Origin of the sequence: Aquimarina brevivitae, from assembly GCF_004216895.1 — a bacterium.
GTDB lineage: Bacteria > Bacteroidota > Bacteroidia > Flavobacteriales > Flavobacteriaceae > Aquimarina > Aquimarina brevivitae.
This window is the reverse complement of sequence record NZ_SGXE01000003.1, coordinates 213,223-238,964: the sequence shown is the minus strand read 5'-3', so window position 1 is coordinate 238,964 and position 25,742 is coordinate 213,223. Positions and strand designations below refer to the sequence as shown.

Below are 25,742 nucleotides of genomic sequence, written 5' to 3'. Positions count from 1 at the left end.
GTTTTTAATTTGGTTGAAAATGGAATTGTGTTGAAAACTCCCTTGCTTTTTGCTGGACAAATATGTGAACAAAAAATGTAAAAAAAAAACGAAACAAGGGTTGAATTTTAATTATTTTTTTCGCATTATCATTTAAATTTAAACCAAGCTTCATTACTTTAATTTTTTAACTGTTAAAATGCCTATAACTTCACTTACTTCATTAAAAGTCAGATACTCAGAAACCGATCAAATGGGGATCGTCCATCACGGTAATTACGCGCAATATCTGGAGTTAGCCAGAATTGATTGGCTGTCTAAATTAGGCATCTCTTATAAGTCAATGGAAGAAAGCGGTATAATGCTTCCTATATTTACTTTAGACCTTAAATTTAAGAAATCTGCATTCTTTGACGATGAATTGACTGTTAAAACTTCCCTTAGGAATATTCCTACGGTTAAAATCGTTTTTGACTATGAAATTTATAATCAGCAACAAGAGTTATTAACAGAAGCTTCAACTACTTTAGTGTTTGTAAATAGTAAAACTAGAAAACCAATTGTTTGCCCTAAATATCTTTTAGAAAAAATTGCAAATAATACTTAATCTATTATTGCAACCTTCACTTCATATAACGAAGAAAAAAAGTCTTTTATTTTGTGTGCCTCACTTTTTCTTACACTTAACAATATTTTACAAGTAAGATGTAAATCTTGGTCTTTAATGTCTAATTGATGCTCTTTGATAATACGCATAACATTGTTCATGTCTTTGTATTCAAAAGATAGTAAAAACGTAACATCAATAGTTTTTTTAACGATTTTTGAAGATTCCAAAGCCCACTGTGCTGCGGTTTTATAGGCGTTGATCAATCCACCGACCCCTAATTTTACACCGCCAAAGTAGCGAACCACAACAACCAGGATGTTGGTGACTTCCTTGGATAACAATTGGCCATAGATTGGTTGCCCTGCAGAATTAGAGGGCTCGCCATCATCGTTTGCTCTATAAATAGGATCGGATTCGCCGATTCGCCACGCATAGCACCAATGCCTGGCGGAATGGTGTTGTTTTTTTAAGGCTTCAATATGTTGTTTGGCTTCCTCCTCGTTGGAAATTGGAAAAGCATAGCCATAAAACTTACTGTTTTTGTCTTTGAAAAGTGCTTCTTTTCCAGGTTTGGTAATTGTTTTATATGTATCGTCTATCTCCAAAAAACAAATTAATTTTGAGTTGTAAAGCTGATTAATATAATACTAATTATAGCTAATCCAAGTCCAATCCAGTTTTTTTGTGTAAGCTTCTCTTTGAAGAAAATTAGTCCTACTAAGGTTGATACTATTAAAATTCCAACATTGTTAATTGGAAATATTGAAGAGCTGTCAAAATTAGTGTGGCGCAAGGCTTTAATTAAAAAATAGATGGAGTAATAGTTTGGTATTCCAAGCGCTATACCGGCAATGATGTTTCTGTAGTTGATTGCTATTTTTTGAGAAAATACCTTTACGATTATTAGTAAAACTCCGGTAAGAGCAGCAAAAAAGAAAATTGTAGCTGAAAAAAGCGGAATATCTGCTTGACTTACCAGATTATTTTCAATGTATTTTAGGGTGGTATCTATTAAACCACTTCCTAAAAAAACTAAGGCTGGATAGACCAAATTCTTAGGGCTAATAGCCATGCCAGTAGTTTTTTTCATCGCAGTTAGATATACGGCTAGGATTGCGATTAGAATTCCAATGATCTTAAACACTTCAGTACTTTCATTGTACAGTATGATTCCAAAAATAACGGGTATGGCCACACTCATTTTAGTAGCTACAGCAGCGACGGATAATCCACCTTTTTGGGTAGTGATAGCCATTAGGTTAAAGATGGTAATAAAGACAATTCCTAATGCTAAAGCGCCTACAAACCAGGCTTGATTAGGTATTGCAGCGATAGCTGTATTTCCATGATAAGATAGAAAGCCACAGGTAGTAGCTGTAAAATAATTGACTATTATCGCCTGGAATCTATTGACTTCAAATCTCGAAAAAAGCTTGAAGATAATAAATATGATAGTTGATGATAAAATACTAAGTAATAGGTAGATCAAAATAATTCTTTTTTATGTCGAAAAAGATCAATAACATCTTCTTTCTCTGGGTTATTATTCCATACGTGTATGCCAAGAGCTTTTGCTGTATCCGTATTGGCTTTAGTATCGTCAATGAATAAGGTTTCCTGAGGTTCTAGACTATTTTCTTGTAGAACAAAATCAAAGATTTCGGTATCAGGCTTTCTTAGATGTATTTCATGCGAAAGGTAGAAGGCATCAAAACAGCTTTTGAATTCTTCATAGAAGGGTACTTTGTTTTTAATCCATTCAATATGCAGCGCATTGGTGTTGCTGAGTAATATGAGCTTAAAGTCGTATTCTGTTTTTAATTTTTTTATGAATTCCAATCGATAAGTGGGGAAATCTTGGAGTATAGCGTTCCAGGCATTTTTAAGATCTGCTCTGGTGGTTTCGGTAAAAATATCGCTATAAAAATTGAGAAACGCCTCAGTGGTTAGTTTTCCAACTTCGTATGTCTTGTTAATCTCTTCAATATCAACATCTCGATTTTTTAATAATTCCGTGTTTAATAAATTAGCAGTAGCTTTTTTATCAAGATTTATAAAAACATCACCAAAGTCAAAAATAATTGATTTAATCATTGAAGAGTATTTTTAAGGTGTCGTTAAGCACAGGTTTTTCTTGTTTCACTTTTCCTTTTATATTGGGTGCTTTTACTCCAGATAAAAGCATTTTGCTTCCGATAAATATGCGAGCTTCGTCCCATAAATTTTGATTGATAAATTGTGATAGCGTATGCAGTCCTCCTTCAATAATAAGAGATTGTATATGCTTGTCGTACAAATGGCTTAACACTTGTTTAATGGTGTTTTCATTTGGGTTAAGCGATATAATTTCGTGGTTAGCTAGTTGGTCTATATTTATAGCGTCGTCAGTCGAAAAAATAAGAGTAGTAGCCTCTGTATTTAGTACAGCGCTTCCTTCTGGGAGCTTAGCTTTAGAGCCGATAACCACTCTTAGCGGATTGTTGCCTTGCCAAGTTCTGCTTGTTAAAGAAGGATTGTCTGCTAAAACTGTATTGCCACCGACCAGAATTGCTTGCTCTTCGGTTCTCCATTTATGTGTCAATTGACGTGAATATAAATTTGAAATCCAAACCGGGGCTCTTTCGTCTTTTTGATTGGGAGCAATAAAACCATCGATGGATTCCGCCCACTTGAGAATTATAAAAGGTCTTTTTTTCTGATGGTAGGTAAAAAAGCGTTTGTTAATTTCTAAACATGCATCTTCTTCCACGCCCACAACCACTTTACAGCCAGCGTTCAATAATTTTTGAATTCCCTTGCCAGCTACTTGTTTATTAGGATCAACGGTGCCGATAACTACTTTCTTAATCCCTTTCTCAATAATTAAATCACTGCATGGAGGTGTTTTTCCATAATGGCTACAGGGTTCTAAACTTACATATATAGTAGCTTTTTTAAGTAACTTTTTGTCGTCTACTGCATTGATAGCATTAACTTCTGCATGTGGATTGCCTGACTTATCGTGCCAACCTTCTCCAATGATTTTATTATCGTATACAATTACACTACCAACCATTGGATTGGGGTAGGTAGATCCTAAACCCAAACGGGCAAGTTCAATGCAGCGTTTCATGTAGTAGTTGTGCGTATTCAAAATAAAATTATATGATATTATCGTAGCTTTTATTTACTGTTAAAAACTATTGTTTTAGTACTTTTTTAATCCTTTTCTACCAAAGGCTAAAGCCTCATTTAAAACGATTTTAGCAAAAAATAACACCAAGAGTTAGCCTTAATTCAAAATCAAACTACTGTTGATATTATTTTAATTTACTAATTGTTTGCTTTTAACTATTACTGTAACTTGGACCAGTCTTTAATACCTTAGGTTTAAAGATCAATAGTCACAATTTAATGCTCAAAAATACTATTTCTGATGAACTAATAATAAGGTTTGGGTTCTTATTATAGTTCACGGTAAAATGAAAAGAATAGCTAAAAAAATAATATAATGTCAGAGTTCAAAGTTAGGCCTATTCAACCTGAAGATGATGAAAAAATAGCTGCTGTGATCCGAAATGTACTCATCGAAATGGGCGTCCCCAAAGTAGGTACAGCTTACGAAGATGTATCTTTGGATTGTATGTATGAAACCTATGATAAAAACCGTTGTATTTATTATGTAGTTGCTAAAGGTGAAGAAATCTATGGTGGAGGAGGTATTGCTCCATTGATCGGAGAGGAAGAGACCATATGCGAGTTACAAAAAATGTATTTCTTAAGTGAAATACGGGGTAAGGGTTTAGGGAAATCTGTTATTGAAAAATGCATCGCCTTTGCAGCTGAGCAAAACTATCAAAAATGTTATTTAGAGACCATGCCTTACATGGAGGCAGCCAGAAAATTATATAGAAAATTAGGATTTTCATCACTTCCTGCACCTATAGGTAATACAGGGCATTACAGCTGCCAAGAATGGATGATTAAAGAATTATAGAGATACTTGAAACTAAAAGAATTAAGATCCCAATTTATTGATAGTCTTCAACCAATATATGGAAAGGAAGAAACACTCGCTTTTTTCTACTGGTTAAGTGATTTTTACCTAGGGTTATCAAGAGCTAACGTAGCAATTCGACTAGAGGATACAATTGAAGCCGAAGCTATTAGCAGTTTTAAAAAGGCAACTGAAGCACTACTAGATTTTGTACCGATACAATATATTATAGGTCACACTAATTTCTATGGGTATTCACTAGCAGTAAATGAGTCCGTATTAATTCCAAGGCCTGAAACCGAAGAGCTGGTAGAATGGATTGTCAACGATAGTGAAAATGATAAAAAAATAAAAATTTTAGATATTGGTACAGGAAGTGGTTGTATTGCCATAGCGCTGCAATTACAATTAATCTTATCTGAGGTGTATGCAATTGATATTTCTAAAGAATCTTTGGCGTTAGCGGAACAAAATGCTAAGGCTAACAGGGCCAATATTACATTTTTAAACGAGGATATTTTAGCGTTAGATACATTGCAAGATCAATTTGATATTATAGTATCTAATCCACCCTATGTTCGAAATTTAGAGAAAAGTGAAATTAAAGCTAATGTACTCAATTATGAACCGCATCAAGCGCTCTTTGTAGATGACGATACACCGTTGATTTTTTATGAAAAGATAACCAACTTGGCAAAATCATCACTTAAACCGTCGGGGGCACTATATTTTGAAATTAATCAATACTTAGGTGAAGTGACAAGACAAATGATTCTTGAGAAAGGGTTTTCGAATGTGGTTTTAAGAAAAGATATGTTCGGTAATCATCGGTTTATTAAAGCAACCTTTTAATTTATTAAAGATGAAAGTTTTGAAACGGATTTGTGTTTTTTGTGGGAGTAGTGAAGGTAATGATCCACAGATCACGGCAGATGCAATACAATTAGGTGCCACATTAGCTAACCAAGAAATCACTCTGGTGTATGGTGCTGCTAAAATAGGTGTTATGGGTCAGGTTGCACAACAGGCACTTGACCACGGTGGTAAAGTTATAGGGATTATACCTGAATTTTTAAAAGTAAAAGAAGTAGTTCATCTTGGGCTTACAGAACTTATCACTACTACTAATATGCATCAACGCAAACTAAAAATGCAAGAACTTAGTGATGGATTTATTACCTTGCCAGGAGGCTTTGGAACGTTGGAAGAGTTGTTTGAGATCATCACTTGGGCACAACTAGGGCTGCACCAAAAACCCATTGGATTGTTGAATAGTAATGGCTTTTACGACGACTTGATTGAAATGCTCCAAAAAATGGTTGAAAAAGGATTTTTAAAAGAAGAAAACTTACAGCTTTTACTTGTCGAGAATGATGTAGAGATATTAATACAACGTATGAAAGATTACGAACCGACTCCGGTTCCAAAATGGCTAAAGAAAAATAGGACTTAATTCGTCTTTGGAAATAACACATTTGCGTTTATGGAAATTGAAAACAAAATCAATAAACTTAGAGAAGAGCTTCAGCAGCACAATTATAATTACTACGTCCTTGACGCTCCTACCATAAGTGATTATGAGTTTGATAGTAAGCTTAAAGAATTACAACAACTCGAAGAAGCACACCCAGAGTTTTATGATCCTAATTCGCCAACCTTGCGAGTAGGCGGCGAAGTCACCAAAAATTTTGAAACAGTAGTGCATAAATACCGCATGTACTCCTTGGATAATTCGTATTCTAAGGAAGATTTGCTGGATTGGGAAAAAAGGATTAAAAAATTAGTAGATGGAGAAGTAAATTATACCTGTGAGCTAAAATATGATGGGGCCTCTATTAATTTGACTTACGAAGAGGGGCAATTGCAAAAAGCGGTAACTAGAGGAGATGGAGTCCAAGGAGATGACGTAACCACCAATATCAAAACAATAAAGTCGATTCCGCTGAAATTGAAAGGGGATTATCCTCCAAATTTTGAAATTCGAGGAGAAATTATTTTGCCGTATGAAGGGTTTGCACAATTAAATCAGGAACGAATCGCACAGGGCGAAGAGCCCTATGCTAATCCAAGGAATACCGCATCGGGGAGTCTTAAACTCCAAGATAGTGCTGAGGTGGCTAAGCGACCATTAGATTGTTTGCTTTACAATGTGGAAGGAGAAAACTTAGGAATCAGTACACAGTTTGAAGAGTTAGAAAAAGCAAGGCAATGGGGATTTAAAGTTCCTAATGAGTCCAAATTGGTAAAAACCATAGATGAGGTTTTAGAGTTCATTGCGTATTGGGATATTCATAGAACAGAGTTGCCCTATGAAACCGATGGTGTAGTTATCAAGGTAAATAATTTATACCAGCAAGAAGAGTTAGGCTATACAGCTAAGGCGCCTCGCTGGGCTATGGCCTATAAGTTTAAAGCAGAACAAGAAGCAACCCTGTTGAATGAAATTAGCTATCAAGTAGGGAGAACCGGAGCTATAACTCCTGTAGCTAATTTAGAACCTGTTCAATTAGCGGGTACTACAGTAAAACGAGCTTCTTTGCATAATGCGGATCAGATTGCTAAACTTGATGTGAGGGTAGGAGATACCGTTTTTGTTGAAAAAGGTGGAGAAATAATCCCTAAAATTGTTGGGGTTGATTTCACCAAACGACCTACTGATTCTAATCCAACAATATATATCAGTGCTTGTCCAGAATGTAACACAACTTTGACCAGAAAACCCGGAGAAGCACAACATTATTGTCCTAATTATGAAGGGTGTCCCCCGCAGGTTATAGGAAGAATTCAGCATTTCATCTCTCGAAAAGCTATGGATATTGAAGGCCTTGGAGGAGAAACTGTTGCATTATTGGTTAATGAAGGACTTATTGGAAATTATGCAGATCTATATCGATTAACCAAAGAACAGGTAATGCCTTTAGAGCGAATGGCGGAAAAGAGTGCGGATAATTTAATAAGTGGAATTGAAAAATCTAAAGAGATTCCATTTGAGCGTGTGCTCTTTGCGCTAGGAATACGATATGTAGGTGAAACCGTAGCCAAAAAGTTAGCTAAACATTATAAGTCTATTGATGCTATAATGCAGGCTACCGAAGAAGAACTGATTAATGTGGATGAAATTGGGCTTAAGATAGCGCAAAGTGTTAAAGAATTTTTTACTTTAGAGGAGAACATTAAAATCATTGATAGTTTAAGAGGGGTTGGAGTCCAACTTGAAATCTCAGCAGAGAAACTTGCAAATCAAACAGATTTGTTGCAGGGAAAGACATTTGTGGTATCCGGCGTTTTTGAAACTATTTCGCGTAATGAATTGAAAAAATGTATAGAGGATAACGGGGGAAAGGTATCTAGCTCAATCTCTTCAAAAACCTCTTTTTTAGTTGCGGGAGAAAATATGGGGCCGAGTAAGTTAGAGAAGGCTTCCAAGTTGAATATCCCAATCATTAGCGAAACGGAATTTATATCAATGATTGAATATTGAAATTTAATAAGGATTAATCAATAACTACTTGCAGGTAAGAACATTAATACACGTTTTATTATTGTTAGGAGGCTTATTGTGTGTGGCTAGTGCAATTTTTGATTGGAAAGAAATCGAATTGTACATAAAGCCAACAATGGTACCCATGTTTTTTATGCTCTATTGGTTTAATACACAAAAAATAGATACACTATTTGTAATCATACTTTTTATGTGTTTTACAGGTGATGTTTTTGTGCTCTTGGAGATCGAAAAAAGTTTTGTTTACGTTCTGCTGAGTTATACCATAGCTTATATCTTACTGTATTTCTATGTATTTGTATTTATAAAAAACCTAAGGCTGAGTAAAACAAAAATGGTGTTGTTTTTTGTTTTTTTAGCAGTATGGACATATATAATTTTAGAGGTATATTATGCGATTGAGGGGAATATTGGTGATCTAAAAAACTTTTCAATTATTTATTGTTTAAACGTTTACATTCTTTTTGCTGTTGCTGTTTTACAATATTTAATAACTAGCAATACCTTTTCACGATGGTTTTTCTTTTCCATTTTGGCCTTTGTATTATGCGATATCGCTACAGCCTTACATAAATTTCATCATCCACGGATATATTGGGAGTTAATGAATGCCATATTTCAATTATTGGCGGTTTATTGTTTGGTTAGATTTAGATTAGCACTGAATCGTAGCAGTAGCGTGTATCAAGAATTTAAATTAAAATAAGAACCATTACGGTTTAATTATTATCTTAGTTTTAAGCTATGCGAACGCTTAGCTTACTGCAAAAGATCAAGGCGTACTACTAAAGGGAAAACAGCATGCCAACATTTTAAATTAGTTGTAAAATTCTAATGTTCTAATGAATAGAGAAAAAATAGTTCTTTATATATTTTACTTGTTCAGTTTTCTGACAATTATATTGGCTGTTGTAGACCAGTTTCTAGTGATTTTTGTAAAACCAGTTGTGCTTGTCGCTCTTTGCTTTTTTTACCTCATCAGAAAAGAAAGCATAAATTATCTTGTTCCTCTTGTTTTATTAATAATGGGAGTTGCTGAAGTGTTATCAGCAACCAATTTCGAAAAATTTTTTAAATTTTCTACACTATTACTTTCCATTAATTATCTTATAAATTTAGTTTTACTTCGAAAGAGTTTATTGAAGATAAAAATACAGTTAAAGAAAGTGTTTACCGGGCAATTGGTAATCACCATGATCTTAATTATTTATGTGCTCTATGCAGTTACTAGCCTTATCCTTCCATTAGATTCGCAGCTTTCCAGGATTTTCTTATACCTATTGCTGTTTTGTTTTACAATTTTTCTAGGAGCCTGTTTTTATATTTATTTAAATAGTAAAACAGTGGTAAGTTCTTCATTAATGGTAGCAGCATCGTGTTTCTTAATAGTTAATATTACGATGGCACTTAATGAAATGTATATTTATCTTAGAATTTTTCCGTTTATTATTAATTCATTACAAATTGTTGGTCAATTTTTCTTGATTAAGTTTTATATTGACCAGCATAAGTTGAAGCCAAATAGTGACTTTTTTCTGTATTAGAATTATAATAACTTTATGAGCATAGATCGATTAGTATCTACTTTACTTTACCTAGCAATTACGATTTTGGCTATAACAATTCTGTTTATGGATCGAAAGCTTATTATTTATCCTAAACTAATTGCTTTGCTTCTCATATTAGGTGTTTACTTTGTCAAAGTAAAAAACAGAAAACTTAACTATTATTATATAGTTAGTATGTTAATAATGGTTGCTAATGACGCTTTGATTTTGACAGGTTTTGATACTTATTTTACCATAATTACTTTACTTGGATCTGCTTATTTCATATTAAGTACGTTTGCCATCTCAAATTATATTAAAAAAGAAGATGTGAAAATTTCTAAATTTTATAGTTTTCCGATCTTAATAGGGATAATTTTATTGGGGTATCTAATCTATGCGATAACTGATCTGGTGTTACCTTATGTGTTAGGATCATTATGGAGTTTATCTATTTTTGTTGTTTCTATGGTCGCTTTTACAATTTGTTGTTTTTTTATTTTTGTGGGAGATCGTTATACAGGCACTTTTAAATTGTTTATAGCAGCGAGCTGTTGCCTGGTCGTTAATGCATTAATACCTGTTAATTATTTTGTATACTATACTAAAGTATTTACGTTATTAATCAACCTATTTGAACTTGTAGGGTTCTTTTTGTTTACTTTGTTTTTAGTCTCTGCCACCGCTAAATTGCCTTCTAAAACAACAAATCAATTTATTTGATTAATCATAAGTGTTATAAATTTGAAATTAAAACGACTTCTTCATTACCTTTCGGATTGCTATGAATCAGATAATAGAGAGTTTAAAATAGAAAATTTTTTCTCTACTAAATTTGAAAACCAGTACTTGCAACCCTTGCAAGAAGACTTAATTACTGGAGCTTATAATGAACAATATATAACTGATAAGGAAGGTAATGATATACTTACTAATTTAAATCTTTATGAGAAGGATAAGGAGCTTTTCTATTGCTCTTTATTTTTTGTTGGAAAACGAAAACTATTTACAACTAGGGCAACTAAAATATGTGCACCCTTACTATTTTATCCAGCTGAGATCGTAGAACTGGATCAAGAATATTATATCCGTATTAACCGATCAGAACAACGGATTAACCAAGGTTTTCTGAGAGGACTGGAATATAAAACTTCATTTGAACTTTTTTATCAAGAGCTTGAAAAGAAACTAAACGTTACCAATATTGATTATTCGTTTGTCGCTGGGTTAAGTACGTTGGTAGAAAAGCATATGCATCAGGTTACTATTGCTGATGAAATGTTGTTTTTTCCTAAGTTGTGTGACCCAGCTAAGTTTAAAAACTATTTCAAACAACATAAACAAATTGATAGCTTTGTGTTATATCCAGTTAGTGGATTAATAGTTTCAAGTAAAGCAAATAATATTCAAAATGTTGTTGTAGAGTTAAATCGACTCAAGAAAGTTGATGAATTCTCTGAGGCATTATGTGCGTATTTAGGTCAGGTAGAAAAAAAAGAAATAAAAAACTATGTACCTAAACTTGCTCCTTTCATACTCAATGCTGCACAAGAAAAGAGTGTGGTCGCGGCTAATCAATATGCAGAATCTGTAATTATTGGTCCTCCCGGAACCGGAAAATCATATACGGTATCAGCTATAGCAATAGATCATCTAAGTCAAGGAAAAAGTGTTTTAATCGCTACAAGAACAGATGAAGCTTTACAAGTTATCAGTGATAAGATTGCTTCATTTCCTGTAGGTCGCTATAGTGTTAAAGCCGGTGGGCCACGTTACTTAATTTCCCTTATCGCTATACTAGAGCGCATCTTATATAGATTTGATAACCTTCCATTTCAAAAAGAAATGTATGGCAGTTGGGAGTATTTGAACAAAATCCAAAAACGAGTTCAAGCTATTGAAGCGGATTTTGCAACGATTGATACCGAAAGTTCAAAGCTTACCAGAACTTTGCTTTATGATACGGGTGTTTTAAAGTCGCTCAAGCTAGGGTTTGTTAAACTTTTCAGGTCTTGGGAAAAGAAAGAATGGAAATTAATTGAAGAATATAAATTCAGAATTCAAGAGGAGATTGATGAGTGCAATAAGAGACTTATGGGACAAGTGCTCTTAAACATTAAAAAGAGTAGAGAAAAGCATTTTAAAGAATTACAAGGATTAATAAATACCTTGAAAAATGATAATCTGTCCAAAAAAGCAGAACAATTATCTGCTGTAAATTTTTCGGCTGTTACGGAAACCCTTCCTTTATGGCTTACAAAGATAGAATCCGTTTCTGAGGTAATCCCGCTTAAAAAGGAATTGTTTGATTTATTGATCATCGATGAGGCGACTCAATGTGACATTGCCAGTATTTTACCGCTCTTGCAAAGAGCAAAAAAAGTTGTGATTACTGGAGATACCAAACAATTAAGACACCTAAGCTTTTTGTCCAAGGATAAAATGAAAGCTTTGGCGCTGGATAATGGAATTCAATATGAAGAAAAATACAACTACAGAAAGAAAAGTGTACTGGATTTTGTTTTAGAAAGCGTTGATAATTCTAATCAGATCAGTGTTTTGAATGAACACTACAGGTCGCTGCCTGAAATCATAAAATTTAGCAATCAGGAGTTTTATGATAATGATTTACTTATTATGAATGACTTGCCTAAATATAGAGATCAGTCTTCAGTTTTTCTTACTCAGTTAGCAGGCAAAAGAAATAAAAAGGGAGCCAATGAAGTGGAGGCAGAAACTATAGTAGCGCAGGTATTAGAGGTTATTTATAATGAACGAGAGATTAGGAGAAAAGAATGCTCAAGTTTAGGAATCATATCGCCATTTAAGGATCAAGTAACCCATATCGGTAAATTATTAAAATCCAAAGTTGATCTTTCGGATATCAAAAAACATAATATAAGAATTGGGACTCCATATTCTTTTCAAGGAGATGAAAAGGATATCGTATTTCTTTCCTTTGTAGTGGATGATCAGACACATCATAGTGCCTTTAATCATATGAATAAGGATGATGTTTTTAATGTGATGATAACACGAGCACGAATTGAGCAACGGGTTTTCTATTCTTGTGATCCTAAAAAGTTAAAGACAGATTCATTATTACGATTGTATTTAGAAAAAGCTTTAAACAAGAAGGTAGCTGCTCAAAACACTTATTTCGATAAATTCACTGAAGAAGTCTGTGCATTTATTAATGGGTTAGGTCAAAATGACATACAATGTCGTGTAGGGTATAAGCTTTCTGGACTGACTATAGATATTTTAATTGACAAGAAAGATCGGTACTTGGGAATTGATCTCATTGGTTATCCAGGGGATTATGAGTCTTCTTTTTCATTAGAAAGGTACAGAGTCCTTTACAGGGTTGGTATTTCTATTATTCCACTAAGTTATTTAACGTGGTATTTTGACGAGAATATCAAAAATAGAATAGCTGAAAAAATACAATTATTATGATATTCTTAAAACCGCTGAATATAAAACACAAAATAGTTACATTTGTTTCCAAATCTCTAACTCTTTAATGATTTTTAAAAGTCTTAAACGAAGCGCCATCAAAAAAAGGATAGAAGCTCATTTACAGAAAAGGGTTTCTAATCCTGGAGCGGTATCAAAGTTAACGGATATTGCAGTATTAATAGATGCATCGGAGACTATTGATATTATATCTATTCTTAAATTGGCTGGTGAGCTTGGTGTAAATCCAGATCGGGTGAAAGTGATGGGATTTGTTGAAGAGAAAAAAGAATTAGAAGATAAACCAGAAGCTTCTTATTACAATAACAAGTCTTTTTCCCTTAATGGATCTGTTAAGAGAGATTCATTACAACATTTCATAGATAAAGACTTTGATATTCTTATCAATTTCTATTCAGAAAATAAATTGGAATTAAACTATGTCGCAACCCTATCCAAGGCAAAGCTTAAAGTTGGTTTTGCTGAAGTTGATCATAGAATAAATGATTTAATCATTGGTGGGTCTAGCGAACAACAAGGTTTGTTTATTTCAGAATTAAAAAAATATTTAAAAATTTTACAGATTATTTAATACCATGAGTAATTTTCTTAAAGGTACCGGAGTTGCCTTAGCCACTCCATTTTCAGCTGACAATTCAATAGATTTTAATGGTCTTACTAATTTAATCGAACATTGTATAAATGGAGGTGTGGAGTATTTGGTAGTACTTGGTACTACTGCTGAATCTGCAACGCTATCTAAAGAAGAAAAAATACAATTGATCGCACACGTAATTAAGGTTAATAATGATAGATTACCTTTGGTTTTAGGTATTGGTGGTAATAATACTGCAGCTGTGATTGAAGAAATGCAAAATACGGACTTGTCTTCGTTCTCTGCTATATTGTCCGTAGTTCCAATGTATAACCGTCCTACTCAAGAGGGGATTTTAGCTCACTACAAAGAGATAAATGCTGCTACTTCATTACCTATATTGTTATACAATGTTCCATCGCGTACTGGAGTGAATATGACAGCAGAAACTACCTTAAAATTGGCAAACCTTGATAATATTATTGGGATAAAAGAGGCGGTTGGTGATTTTACACAAGTATTAAAAATTATAAAGGATAAACCAAAAGACTTTTTAGTTATTTCTGGAGATGATACGCTTGCCTTACCTGCCGTTGCTGCTGGTGGAGCCGGTGTAATTAGTGTTGTAGGGCAAGGTATACCCAAAGAATTCTCTAATACGATCCGTCTTGGGTTAGCTGGTAAAACAGATCAAGCCTTCTCGGAGCTTTATAAAATCATGCCATTGATTGACTACGCCTTTGCAGAAGGAAATCCTGCTGGTATTAAGAGTATCTTAAAACAACAAGGGGTATGTGACGATCATGTAAGGTTACCCTTAGTAGCTGCATCTGATAAGCTATCCAAGACTATACAGAATTTTATGACTACTTTATCCATTTAATTGCATGGCAGTGGAGGTTAAAGATCCAGGTATAGGGAAATCATCCAACAAGAAAGCAAAACGCTTTATCAATCCAAATGGGTCCTTTAATGTCAAACACATTAATAGAAAAGAATCTTTTGCTAACAGTTATGATTATCTTATTCATATCAGTTGGACAAAGTTTTTTTTGTGGGTTTTATTAGGCTATATCATTGTTAATTCCTTTTTCGCTATAATTTATATTTTGTTTGGAATAGCAGAAATTACTAATCCTTCAGGCAATGTTTTCGAGGACTTTTTAAATGCATTTTTCTTTTCAGCACAGACTATTACTACTGTGGGTTATGGAGCAATGGCACCAAAAGGAATTTTGTTTGGTATTATCTCATCTATTGAAGCTTTAATAGGACTATTAAGCTTTTCATTTATTACGGGGCTGTTGTATGGGCGTTTCTCAAAGCCTAGAGCTAATATTAAATTTAGTACCTATTTGATTTCCAAAGAGCACAACGGAAAAAATAGCCTAATGTTTCGTTTGATGAGTAAAAACGGAAATGTGATGATCAAACCCAAGATTGAGGCGACCCTGGCGCTCTCATTACCTGATCAACAAGGTGGCTACAGCAATAACTTTTATAAATTAAAATTAGAAAGAAGTGCTATTACCTACCTGCCAACTACCTGGACTGTAGTGCACGCTATTGATGATTTAAGCCCACTAGCGGCCTACTCACTAAAGGATATTAAGAAGGTTCACGGCGAGATATTGATTTTGGCAAGTTATTATGATGAGTCTTTTGCTCAGGAGGTGCATCAAGCACACTCATTTATTTTAAAAGATATTAAAACAGCGCATCAATTTAAACCAGCTTTCTTTTATGATGAAGAAGGTTACACAGTATTAGATCACGATCGCCTGGATGATATAGAGCAGATAAATTAGTGCTGTTTGTTTGTGAAATTTGAAACTTCCCAAAAATACTTGTAACATCAGCAAATTCTATGCGTATTTATGTATGGAATAAAGTTTTTGTAATACAATAGAATTATCTATTTTTGCCTGATGTTTTTTAAACTATGAAGAGAATATTTTTAGTACTTAGTGCCGTTTTAATTTTTGGATCTTGTAGCGAATATCAAAAAGTCTTAAAAGACGAGGAGGTCGCACCAAAATATAAGATGGCTGAGGAACTATATAAAGCTGGTAAATATAAAAAGGCATTGCGGTTATTTGAACAAATAGTACCTCAATACCGTGGTAAACCTCAAGCAGAACGTGTAATGTATTATTATGCGGATACCTACTATAATTTGGAAGATTACTACTTGTCTGGCTATCAATTTGAAAGATTTGCCAAGTCTTACCCAACCAGCGAAAAGAGAGAAGAAGCTTTTTACAAAGGGGCTAAGAGCTACTATTACTTATCTCCTCGCTTTAGCTTGGATCAAACGGATACGGAAAAAGCAATTGGTAAATTACAAGAGTATATCAATACCTATCCTGAAAGTGAAAATCTTAAAGAAGCCAATGCGCTGGTTGCAGAATTAAGAACAAAACGAGAGAAGAAGGCTTTTGAAATTGCTAAGCAATATCATCACCGCGAAGATTATAAGGTGGCTATAGAGTCTTTCGATAATTTTTTAGTAGATTATCCAGGGTCCACATTTAGAGAAAAAGCCCTATATTACAGGTTCGAATCACAATATCTATTAGCTGTTGGTAGTTATGAAGTATTAGTAGAAGAGCGACTTAATTTAGCGCTGGACTATTATAAAGATTACATTCGATATTATAATAATGGTGAATTAAGTGCGCAAGCTAAAGAGCTTTTAGCGGACATTAATAATAGACTTGAACAATACAATTAGAAACAATTTAAGGAGAAGAAGCGATGGATTTGAAAAAAAGCGATGCGCCGGTAAATACGGTAACGTACAATAGAAATGAGATAGATGAAAGAACTGGAAATATTTATGAAGCTATTTCTATTATTTCAAAAAGAGCCACACAGATTAATACTGACATAAAAAAGGAATTAATCGAAAAACTAGACGAATTTGCAACTTATAATGATAGTCTAGAGGAGATTTTTGAAAATAAAGAACAGATAGAAGTTTCTAAATTCTATGAAAGATTACCGAAGCCACATGCACTTGCTGTGCAAGAATGGTTAGAGGATAAGATTTACCACAGAAATACAAAAACTGACTCTGATTCTCTATAAATATGTCAGTTCTAAGCGGTAAAAAAATCTTGTTAGGTGTAACCGCTGGTATTGCTGCATATAAATCAGCCTATCTTATCAGGCTTTTTGTTAAAGCAGGAGCAGAAGTTAAAGTAATAATGACAGAGGCGGCAAAGGAATTTGTTACGCCTCTTACACTTTCTACCTTATCCAAAAACCCTGTAGTTTCCTCTTTTACAAAAGAAGAAGATCAGGGCTTATGGAATAATCACGTGGAGCTAGGACTATGGGCGGATCTTTTCATAATCGCACCGGCAACGGCGAATACCTTGTCCAAAATGGCTTCAGGAGAGAGTGACAATTTATTATTGGCAACTTACCTCTCTGCAAAGTGCCCGGTATACTTTGCGCCAGCAATGGATTTGGATATGTATAAACATCCAAGTTCTTCCCATACGTTTACTACATTACAAGGTTTTGGAAATATTATGATCCCGGCAGAATCCGGGGAGTTAGCAAGTGGTTTGGAAGGACAAGGAAGATTGGCAGAACCAGAGCATATAGTCGCCTTTATAGAGCAGGATATATTGGGTAAGCTTCCGTTAAAAGGAAAAGAAGTACTCATAACAGCTGGTCCAACCTATGAAGCTATTGATCCAGTGCGGTTTATCGGTAATCATTCTACAGGTCTTATGGGGATCGAATTGGCTAAGTGTGCTGCAGCGTTAGGAGCAAAAGTTAATTTAATACTAGGCCCTACTTCATTGCAAGTATCACATAGCCTAATTACGGTACATCGAGTATTTAGCGCTAAAGATATGTTTCAAAAAGTAGAAGAGCTTTTTCCTACCTGTAATATTGGTATTGCCTCAGCTGCGGTTGCTGACTACAGACCCAAAACTATAGCCACTCAAAAATTGAAGAAATCCGAAGCTGATTTTACCATTGAACTTGAGCGCACTACCGATATCCTAAAATGGATGGGTGAGCAAAAGAAGGATCAGGTGTTGGTAGGTTTTGCCTTAGAAACGCAAAACGAAGAAGAGAATGCCAAACAAAAACTAATCAAAAAGAATTTAGACCTTATTGTACTTAATTCCCTTAATGACCCGGGAGCTGGTTTTAAGAGTAAAACAAATAAAGTATCTTTAATCAATCATAAATTAGAGATAAAATCGTTTGAATTAAAGTCCAAAACCGAAGTGGCACAAGATATTTTTGATGCTATTAACTTGATAAAACATGATTAGGAGCTTAATATTAATATTCAGTTTTTCTTTTTTAGCCATTCAAGGTCAAGAGTTTAATGCAAAAGTAGTTGTTAGTGCTGAGCAAACCGGTAACCCAAATCTTCAGGTCTTTAAGACTTTAGAGCGCTCGCTAACGGAGTTTATCAATAATACGAAATGGACCGACGTAGATTATAGAACTGAAGAACGTATTGATTGTAGCTTTTTTATTAATGTTTTAGGATTGAATAATGATTCTTTTACGGCCAATATTCAAGTTCAGGCATCAAGACCGGTTTTTGGATCAAGTTATACTACAACAACTTTCAATGTTAACGACAAACAATTTAATTTTAACTATTTGGAGTTTCAGCCGTTGAATTACAACCCAAATAATTTTGAATCTAATCTGATTTCTGTACTTGCTTTTTATGTGTATACCATTTTAGGTGTAGATTCAGATACGTTTGAGCTTAACGGAGGAACCAAATACTATCAAGAAGCCAGAAACATTATAGGGAATGCACAGAGTAGTGGAGCTGTAGGATGGAGCGCTCAAGATGGTACTCAATCTCGATTTAGATTAAACGATGATATCTTGTCAGGAACTTTTGATGGCTACCGTACAGCATTGTATCAGTATCATCGAGAAGGTCTCGATGTAATGCATAATAATGTGAAACAAGGGAAAGAAACAATAGTAGAAACCTTAGCGGTTTTAAAAACTATGCACAACACCCGGCCTAACTCTTATATTATGCGGGTATTTTTTGATGCGAAAGCTGATGAGGTGGCTAGTATTCTTTCTGGTGGACCTCCGGTAAATCTTGCTGCCGCTGTTCAGACACTCAACACCATAGCTCCTACCTATTCAGAAAATTGGAAAGCTATTAAGTTTTAATACTCTTTTTGAAATCTGAAGGGAAGAATAGTATCTTTACGCATCAAAAACAAAATTTAATTTTTATCTATTGCTAAAAGGACTATCCATACAGAATTTTGCACTTATCGATAACCTGAAGGTTAGTTTCGATACAGGCTTGATTACCATAACAGGAGAAACAGGAGCGGGTAAATCTTTACTGTTAGGAGCGTTAGGTTTATTGTTAGGGAAAAGAGCGGACCCTAGTAGCGTAAAAGACAGTTCAAAAAAATGTATAATTGAGGGTAGTTTTGATGTCCAGTACTATGAACTACAAAGTTTTTTTGAAGATGAAGATTTAGATTATGAATCACAAACCATTATTAGAAGGGAAATATTACCGTCTGGTAAGTCAAGAGCTTTTATTAATGATACACCGGTAACCCTGCAGTCGCTTTCTGCCCTGGGCGATAAATTGATTGATATTCATAGTCAACACCAAACTTTACAAGTGGCTTCTACTGAATTTCAATTTGAAGTCTTGGATGCATTATCTGCTACAGAACGCGAAATACAATCCTACAAAAGAGGATTGTCTCTTTTAAAGCGCAAAGAAAAAGAGTTAGCGACTTTACAGCATAATAAAGAACAGTTCAAGAAAGAATACGATTATAATTTTCATTTACTGCAAGAGCTTCAAGAAGCTAAACTCAAAGAAGGTGAATTAGAAGAACTAGAAGAGACCTTTGAACAATTAAATAATGTGGAAGAGATTCAGGAAAAATTATCTGAAGCGTTGGCTGTTATTACCGCAGAACAATTAGGAGCCTTGGAACAGCTTAATATATCAAAGTTGAATTTAGCGAAAATAAGTGGTTTTTCTTCTACCATTAGTGCATTGTCAGAAAGGATGCATAGTGTTTATATTGAGTTAGATGATATTTCTACCTCTTTGCAAAATGAATTAGAAAATGTAGAAGCAGATCCAGAATTACTACAAAAAACAGAAGACCGCTTAAATTTATTGAATAACCTATTGGCTAAGCATAGTGCAGCAACAATAGCAGAGCTTATACCAATTAGGGAGGAACTCCAAGACAAAGTCGCTAAAACGGAATCCGTTTCTGAGGATATTGAACAACTAGTAAATGAGGTTAATGAAATTAAATCTCAACTGGATGCCCTGTCATTAAAAATTCACGAAAAAAGGAAAACAGCTTTGCCTAAACTAACTAAGGAGTTGGAAGAAATTTTAGGTTCTTTAGGGATGGTCAATGCTACTTTCAAAGCCGATTTATATTTAAAAGAACAGTACTTATCCAATGGAAAGGATGAACTGGAGTTTTTATTTTCTGCCAATAAAGGTACTGCCTATGGTCCTTTGAAAAAGGTAGCTTCAGGAGGTGAGTTGTCTAGAATTATGTTAGGTATTAAAGCGATCCTTAGTGATTATGCCAAATTGCCAACTTTGATTTTTGATGAAATTGATACAGGTGTTTCTGGAGAAATAGCCCAGAAAATGGCAGATTTAATGAAACGGATGAGTAAAAACTTACAGGTAGTAAGTATTACACACCTACCACAGATTGCAGCCAATGGCGAAAGCCATTTTAAGGTGTATAAAGAGGATGTTGATAATCAAACTACCACCAGATTACGGCTTTTAAATAACGAAGAGCGCATACGCGAAATTGCAGAAATGATTGATGGTAAAAATGTTTCGGATTCTGCTTTAGTGCACGCCAGATCACTTTTGCATATTTAATATAAAAAGTAGGTGAGGTTAAAAGTTTTTTTATCTTTACCTGCTGTATAACATACTTTAAGATACAACGAATGTCACACAATTTATTAAAAGGTAAAAAAGGAATTATTTTTGGAGCTCTTGATGAAAATTCAATAGCTTGGAAAACCGCCGAGCGTGTATTTGAAGAAGGCGGAAGTTTTGTACTTACCAATGCACCAGTTGCTATGCGCATGGGAGCAATTAATACACTTGCCGAAAAAACAAACTCTCAAGTGATACCAGCAGATGCTACATCTCTTGAAGATCTTGAAAATTTAGTGGATAAAGCTCAGGAAATTTTAGGAGGTAAATTAGACTTTGTATTGCATTCTATTGGGATGTCGGTAAACGTTCGAAAAGGAAGACATTACACTGATTTGAATTATGACTGGAGTCAAAAGGGTTGGGATGTTTCGGCACTTTCTTTCCACAAGACGATGCAAACTTTATATAAAAAGGATGCCATGAATTCTTGGGGTAGTATCGTTGCACTTACCTATATGGCTGCACAGCGTGTTTTTCCTGATTACAATGATATGGCAGATAATAAGGCCTATCTTGAATCTATAGCCCGTAGTTTTGGGTATTTCTTTGGAAGAGATAAGAAAGTAAGAGTTAATACAATCTCACAATCTCCAACTCCAACAACAGCAGGTAAAGGAGTTAAAGGGTTTGATGGATTTATAGAGTACGCAGATAAAATGTCTCCATTAGGAAATGCTAGTGCAGATGAATGTGCAGATTATACGGTGACATTGTTTTCTGACTTAACAAAAAAAGTTACACTACAAAACTTATATCACGATGGCGGTTTCTCTAATGTAGGAGTAAGCGATCTAGTGATGGATAAGTTCACTGAAGATGAATAATAAAGTGTCACTTATAAAGGACAATTTTAAATCCTGTCGTTGGTAACGGTAGGATTTTTTTTATGATATTAAGTGTTTGATGAAATTACATTTTTCTTTTATTATTCCTGTTTTTAATCGGCCACAAGAAGTAGAGGAACTTTTGGATAGTATGTTGGCGATGAACTATCAAAAAGAATACGAAATAGTAATTATAGAAGATGGCTCTACAGCAGATTCTAGATCAGTTGTTGAACGCTATCGGGGCCAACTGAATATCAGTTATTATTATAAAGAAAATACAGGCCCAGGGGATTCGCGGAACTACGGAATGACTAAGGCTAAAGGGAATTACTTTTTAATTCTGGATAGTGATGTTTTGTTGCCAAAGAATTATTTGGTTGAAGTAGAAAAATTTCTTGAGCAGGCTTTTGTACATTGCTTTGGTGGGCCTGATGATGCGCATGCCTCTTTCACTGATTTGCAAAAAGCAATTAGCTATAGTATGACCTCTTACCTTACTACGGGTGGGATACGTGGCAAAAAAAATACTTTAGGTAAGTTTCAACCTAGGAGTTTTAATATGGGACTTTCAAAAGAGGCATTTTATGCATCCGGAGGCTTTGGTGATATTCACCCTGGGGAAGATCCTGATCTGGCAATTCGATTGTGGAAGCTAGGGTATGATACGGCGTTTCTGCCGGGTGCAAAAGTATTTCATAAGCGAAGAATTTCTTGGCAAAAGTTTTATCAACAGGTGCATAAGTTTGGTTTGGTTAGACCCATTCTCAATGCCTGGCACCCCCATACCGCTAAAGTTACTTACTGGTTTCCATCGTTATTCTTGATTTCTTTTCTCTTTGCTCTTGTATTTGCTGGTTTAGGGTTTTGGTATGTTTTACCTATTTATGGAATATATTTGCTAATACTTTTGGTGGGCGGAGCCTTAAAATACAATTCCATAGGTATTGGTTATATGGTAGTAATAGCTGTTCTTGTTCAATTTTATGGTTATGGTACGGGTTTCTTAAAATCTAATTATTATATTCAACTATTAAAACGAGATCCTAAGTCTCAGTTTCCAAAACTGTTTTTTTAAATTGTAATTTATGTCAGCATTAAAAAGAAAGTTTTCTTTTAAAAGAAACAGTGTAAAGACATTTCTTTTCTTTTTAGTATTTACTTCATTTTTGTGGCTATTCATTCAGTTTTCAAAAAATTACACAAAAGTTATAGAGGCAGAAATAAGCTATGTTAATATTCCAGAAGATCGCTTGGTAAATGAAAATAGTGATTTAAGCCTTCGAATGAAACTAAATGGTAATGGTTTTAGACTTGTAAATCAATCGTGGATTAAACCAAAACTGAAACTTAATATTGAAGACGCTGTTAGGGTAGAGGACAACATCTATTTTTTTAAGATAAATAAAGAAGATGGATTCTTAAGAGATCAACTGGATTTTAAAGGCAGAATCTTATCGGTTCGTAAAGATACTTTAATGCTACATTTAGACTTTTTAAAAGGTAAAAAGGTAGTGGTACAACCCAATGCCTCCATAAAATTTATGGCAGGATATGGAAGTGATGAAGGGTTACAATTGATACCGGATTCAGTTTATGTCACAGGTCCTGATAAAATTATCGATAGTATCAAAGCGATAACAACAGAAAAGATTGAGCTAAGTGAAATAAATGAGAATGTGAACGATGAAGTGCACTTAGCAATTGATAGTTTGCCCAAAAATATTGGTATTGAGCCTCAAAAGGTGTCTGTCAAATTGCGTGTTAGCAAGTTTACTGAAGGGAGTAGGGAAATACCGATAAGCCTTGTAAATGTGCCAGATAATAGTGCAGTAACAATTTTTCCTAAAAATGCAACAGTTATCTATCGTGTAGCATTGGATAAATTTGAATCTATTACTTCTCAGGATTTTAGGGTAGTAGCTGATTATAATAAGGTATCACCAGATAGCCCCTATCTAATCTTAGAAATTGAAAATGCTCCTGATTTTGTACACGATTTACGTTTACGAGAAAAACAGGTGCAATTTGTAATTCTTAAATAAAACGTAGTGAGAGTTGTCGGATTAACAGGTGGTATTGGCAGCGGTAAATCAACCGTAGCAAAAATGTTTGAGTCACTCGGTGTGCCAGTTTACATCGCAGATGAACGTGCCAAAAAATTAATGAATACTCAGCCGAACCTTATTAAACAGCTTAAAGAATTACTAGGAGAAAAGGCGTATGACGCTAACGGTTTAAATCGAGCTTATATAGCTCAAAAAGTATTTACCGATAAGGCTTTATTACAACAATTAAATAATATAGTTCATCCTGCGGTCGCAGACGATTTTAAAGTCTGGGTAGAAAATCAAAAGACATCAACTCCTTACGTAATTAAAGAAGCGGCAATATTATTTGAAAATGGAGGATACAAGAATTTCGATTTTACGATTTTAGTTACTGCACCAGAAGAATCGCGAATTACACGTGTAATGAAGCGCGATGGTGTTACTCGTCAATCTGTTTTGGATAGAATTGAAAACCAATGGAGTGATTCAGAAAAGGTTGTTTTAGCCGACATAGTGATTAGTAATAGGGATTTGGAAAAAACTTTGCCAATTGTAAAAAAAATCCACAATAAAATCCTCTTTAAGCGTTAATTTTTTTGAAAATATTCATTTTGTTAACATTTGGTTAAACCCTAAAGGCACTAAATGTTAAAGTCTTACTTTTGGGCTATGAACAAAAGGTTATTCGTATTACTGATAATCTTGATGAGCCTTTCGTTGATTGGGATTATTTTCGTACAGGGATATTGGATAGATAAAACGGTAGAGAATAATGAAGAACAGTTTTCATTCCATGCGAAACAAATCTTGATAGCAGTTGCAAATCAAATTCAATATGGTGAGTTTGAGGAAATGTATGATCCATTGAGAAGGATGCTTGATAGTATTGATGGCCTGGATAATGAGACATTACAAGAATCTTTGGATATAAATTATAATAAATCTTCTAAAAATTTTGAATATGCTAATGTATTTATAGAAGAAGATCAAAAGTTGTTTTCTGCTTTTAATTTGGATACAATACGTTTAAAAAATATTCTTGATAGAGAGGCAGAGATTAAAGAGGAAAAAAAGGGGGTTTCGGATAAAGATGATGCTACTTCTAAACTAGAAAGGTTACGTGATCTTACCAATTCCCAAAGAAAGGATTTTGAATCGGTTATCAGTGATTTAGCTAGTTTTAAACCGATTCATAGAAGGGTTAGCCCTGGGGAGATCGAACGATTGGTAAGGAAAGAATTGAATGAACGTGATATCAATGTTGATTTTGAATATGCGGTGTATAGCAAGTCCTTAGCAACAAAAGTGAAATCTGAGGATTTTACTATTGACCCATCAAAAACATATGCGATTCCATTGTTTATAGATGACGAAGGGGTAAGTAACTATCAGTTATATGTAAATTTTACAGGAAAAAAGAAGTATTTGCTCTCTACAATTAAGGGAATGGCATTACTTTCTATAATCTTTACATTAATTATTGTGGTAGCGTATTCTAGTGCCTTATCGCAACTGATGCAGCAACGACAAATTTCGCAGATAAAAACTGATTTTATAAATAATATGACGCACGAGTTAAAAACTCCAATTGCAACTATAAATCTGGCATTAGATTCAATTAAAAACCCAAAAATTGCTGAAGATCCAGAAAAAGTCAAGCGTTATTTAGGAATGATAAAAGAAGAGAATAAACGAATGCATGCACAAGTAGAAAATGTACTTCGTATTTCTCAGCTTGAAAAGAATGAACTAAATATAAAGAAAGATAAACAAGAGTTACATGAGTTGATAGAAGAAGCTATAACTCATGTCTCCTTGATCGTAGAAGATAGTGGAGGATATATTAAATCGCATTTAGGAGCGCTAAAGTCAACGGTTTTGGCTAATGATAACCACTTTGTTAATGTTATCGTTAATATCTTAGATAACGCGATTAAATATTCTGAAGCACCTCCAAAAATAGATATATACACTGAAAACATTAAGGATAGCATAGTGATGAAGATTAGGGATCAGGGTATTGGGATTAGTAAAGTAGCACAGAAAAAAATATTTGAAAAATTTTTTAGAGAACATACCGGAGATTTGCATAATGTAAAAGGTCATGGACTGGGTCTTACTTATGTAAGGCGAATTGTAGATGATCACCACGGACAGATTTGGGTAGAAAGCGATCGAGGTAAAGGTTCTACATTTATAATTAAATTACCGTTAATATCTTAAAAA

25 protein-coding genes are annotated in these 25,742 nt (G+C 34.2%); 21 read left to right on the top strand and 4 right to left on the bottom strand.

From position 1 onward, the window contains the following. Window positions 1-178 precede the first annotated feature (178 nt). On the top strand, window positions 179-586 hold the full coding sequence (locus tag EV197_RS13375) for an acyl-CoA thioesterase (RefSeq protein WP_130287297.1): 408 nt from the start codon (window positions 179-181) through the stop codon (window positions 584-586). Here the strand turns inward: EV197_RS13375 and EV197_RS13370 are convergent. From EV197_RS13370 to ribD, 4 genes are read right to left on the bottom strand one after another with little or no spacing between them, the layout of a single operon-like run. After that, entirely contained in the window at window positions 583-1,194 is a 612-nt protein-coding gene (locus EV197_RS13370; protein ID WP_130287296.1) for an IMPACT family protein, read from the bottom strand. The genes EV197_RS13375 and EV197_RS13370 overlap by 4 nt on opposite strands. 8 nt (window positions 1,195-1,202) lie before the next feature. Continuing rightward, window positions 1,203-2,078, bottom strand: a complete 876-nt coding sequence (locus EV197_RS13365; RefSeq protein ID WP_130287295.1) for an EamA family transporter — start codon at window positions 2,076-2,078, stop codon at window positions 1,203-1,205. Next, a complete protein-coding gene (locus tag EV197_RS13360; protein WP_130287294.1) occupies window positions 2,075-2,683 on the bottom strand; it encodes an HAD-IA family hydrolase in 609 nt (202 codons plus the stop codon). The genes EV197_RS13365 and EV197_RS13360 overlap by 4 nt, the downstream gene beginning before the upstream one ends. Next, window positions 2,676-3,701 carry a bifunctional diaminohydroxyphosphoribosylaminopyrimidine deaminase/5-amino-6-(5-phosphoribosylamino)uracil reductase RibD gene (ribD, locus tag EV197_RS13355; protein ID WP_242610739.1) on the bottom strand — a complete coding sequence of 342 codons (1,026 nt, stop codon included), beginning with the start codon at window positions 3,699-3,701 and terminating at the stop codon, window positions 2,676-2,678. The genes EV197_RS13360 and ribD overlap by 8 nt, the downstream gene beginning before the upstream one ends. 378 nt (window positions 3,702-4,079) lie before the next feature. On the opposite strand from ribD, the gene EV197_RS13350 reads away from it, so the two are divergent. From EV197_RS13350 to EV197_RS13255, 20 genes are all read left to right on the top strand, one after another. Beyond that, complete coding sequence (locus EV197_RS13350; RefSeq protein ID WP_130287292.1) at window positions 4,080-4,565, top strand: GNAT family N-acetyltransferase; 486 nt, start codon at window positions 4,080-4,082, stop codon at window positions 4,563-4,565. A 6-nt stretch (window positions 4,566-4,571) separates the two neighbouring features. Further along, window positions 4,572-5,417, top strand: a complete 846-nt coding sequence (gene prmC, locus EV197_RS13345) for a peptide chain release factor N(5)-glutamine methyltransferase (RefSeq protein ID WP_130287291.1) — start codon at window positions 4,572-4,574, stop codon at window positions 5,415-5,417. Window positions 5,418-5,427: 10 nt separating this feature from the next. Further along, a complete protein-coding gene (locus tag EV197_RS13340) occupies window positions 5,428-6,018 on the top strand; it encodes an LOG family protein (RefSeq protein ID WP_130287290.1) in 591 nt (196 codons plus the stop codon). Between the two features lie 30 nt (window positions 6,019-6,048). Continuing rightward, window positions 6,049-8,046, top strand: a complete 1,998-nt coding sequence (gene ligA / locus EV197_RS13335; protein WP_130287289.1) for an NAD-dependent DNA ligase LigA — start codon at window positions 6,049-6,051, stop codon at window positions 8,044-8,046. Window positions 8,047-8,074: 28 nt separating this feature from the next. Next, window positions 8,075-8,773 (top strand): lysoplasmalogenase family protein, encoded by a 699-nt coding sequence (locus tag EV197_RS13330; RefSeq protein WP_130287288.1) that lies wholly within the window; start codon window positions 8,075-8,077, stop codon window positions 8,771-8,773. A gap of 925 nt (window positions 8,774-9,698) precedes the next feature. Next, window positions 9,699-10,337, top strand: coding sequence for a hypothetical protein (locus EV197_RS13325; RefSeq protein WP_130287287.1), 639 nt, complete (start codon window positions 9,699-9,701; stop codon window positions 10,335-10,337). Window positions 10,338-10,358: 21 nt separating this feature from the next. Beyond that, a complete protein-coding gene (locus tag EV197_RS13320) occupies window positions 10,359-13,073 on the top strand; it encodes a DEAD/DEAH box helicase (protein ID WP_130287286.1) in 2,715 nt (904 codons plus the stop codon). A gap of 67 nt (window positions 13,074-13,140) precedes the next feature. Continuing rightward, window positions 13,141-13,665 carry a DUF6913 domain-containing protein gene (locus EV197_RS13315; protein ID WP_242610738.1) on the top strand — a complete coding sequence of 175 codons (525 nt, stop codon included), beginning with the start codon at window positions 13,141-13,143 and terminating at the stop codon, window positions 13,663-13,665. Window positions 13,666-13,669: 4 nt separating this feature from the next. Further along, window positions 13,670-14,551 (top strand): 4-hydroxy-tetrahydrodipicolinate synthase, encoded by an 882-nt coding sequence (gene dapA, locus EV197_RS13310; RefSeq protein ID WP_130287285.1) that lies wholly within the window; start codon window positions 13,670-13,672, stop codon window positions 14,549-14,551. 4 nt (window positions 14,552-14,555) lie between these two features. Continuing rightward, the gene (locus EV197_RS13305) at window positions 14,556-15,476 is read left to right on the top strand and encodes an ion channel (protein WP_130287284.1); all 921 of its coding nucleotides are present in this window, start codon (window positions 14,556-14,558) and stop codon (window positions 15,474-15,476) included. Window positions 15,477-15,610: 134 nt separating this feature from the next. After that, on the top strand, window positions 15,611-16,402 hold the full coding sequence (locus tag EV197_RS13300; RefSeq protein ID WP_130287283.1) for an outer membrane protein assembly factor BamD: 792 nt from the start codon (window positions 15,611-15,613) through the stop codon (window positions 16,400-16,402). A 23-nt stretch (window positions 16,403-16,425) separates the two neighbouring features. Then, window positions 16,426-16,758, top strand: coding sequence for a DNA-directed RNA polymerase subunit omega (locus tag EV197_RS13295; RefSeq protein ID WP_130287282.1), 333 nt, complete (start codon window positions 16,426-16,428; stop codon window positions 16,756-16,758). Window positions 16,759-16,760: 2 nt separating this feature from the next. Further along, window positions 16,761-17,969, top strand: a complete 1,209-nt coding sequence (gene coaBC / locus EV197_RS13290) for a bifunctional phosphopantothenoylcysteine decarboxylase/phosphopantothenate--cysteine ligase CoaBC (RefSeq protein WP_130287281.1) — start codon at window positions 16,761-16,763, stop codon at window positions 17,967-17,969. After that, complete coding sequence (gene porD / locus EV197_RS13285; protein ID WP_130287280.1) at window positions 17,962-18,849, top strand: type IX secretion system protein PorD; 888 nt, start codon at window positions 17,962-17,964, stop codon at window positions 18,847-18,849. Before coaBC ends, porD begins: the two co-directional genes overlap by 8 nt. Window positions 18,850-18,919: 70 nt before the next feature. Beyond that, window positions 18,920-20,575, top strand: a complete 1,656-nt coding sequence (gene recN, locus EV197_RS13280) for a DNA repair protein RecN (protein WP_130287279.1) — start codon at window positions 18,920-18,922, stop codon at window positions 20,573-20,575. Window positions 20,576-20,646: 71 nt separating this feature from the next. Then, window positions 20,647-21,465: an enoyl-ACP reductase FabI gene (locus EV197_RS13275; protein WP_130287278.1), complete on the top strand. Its 819-nt coding sequence runs from the start codon at window positions 20,647-20,649 to the stop codon at window positions 21,463-21,465. A gap of 79 nt (window positions 21,466-21,544) precedes the next feature. Then, window positions 21,545-22,543 (top strand): glycosyltransferase family 2 protein, encoded by a 999-nt coding sequence (locus tag EV197_RS13270; RefSeq protein ID WP_130287277.1) that lies wholly within the window; start codon window positions 21,545-21,547, stop codon window positions 22,541-22,543. 10 nt (window positions 22,544-22,553) lie between these two features. Next, window positions 22,554-23,510: a CdaR family protein gene (locus EV197_RS13265; RefSeq protein WP_130287276.1), complete on the top strand. Its 957-nt coding sequence runs from the start codon at window positions 22,554-22,556 to the stop codon at window positions 23,508-23,510. A gap of 6 nt (window positions 23,511-23,516) precedes the next feature. Beyond that, the gene (gene coaE, locus EV197_RS13260; protein ID WP_130287275.1) at window positions 23,517-24,107 is read left to right on the top strand and encodes a dephospho-CoA kinase; all 591 of its coding nucleotides are present in this window, start codon (window positions 23,517-23,519) and stop codon (window positions 24,105-24,107) included. A 78-nt stretch (window positions 24,108-24,185) separates the two neighbouring features. Continuing rightward, on the top strand, window positions 24,186-25,739 hold the full coding sequence (locus EV197_RS13255) for a sensor histidine kinase (protein ID WP_130287274.1): 1,554 nt from the start codon (window positions 24,186-24,188) through the stop codon (window positions 25,737-25,739). The last annotated feature ends 3 nt before the right edge of the window (window positions 25,740-25,742 follow it).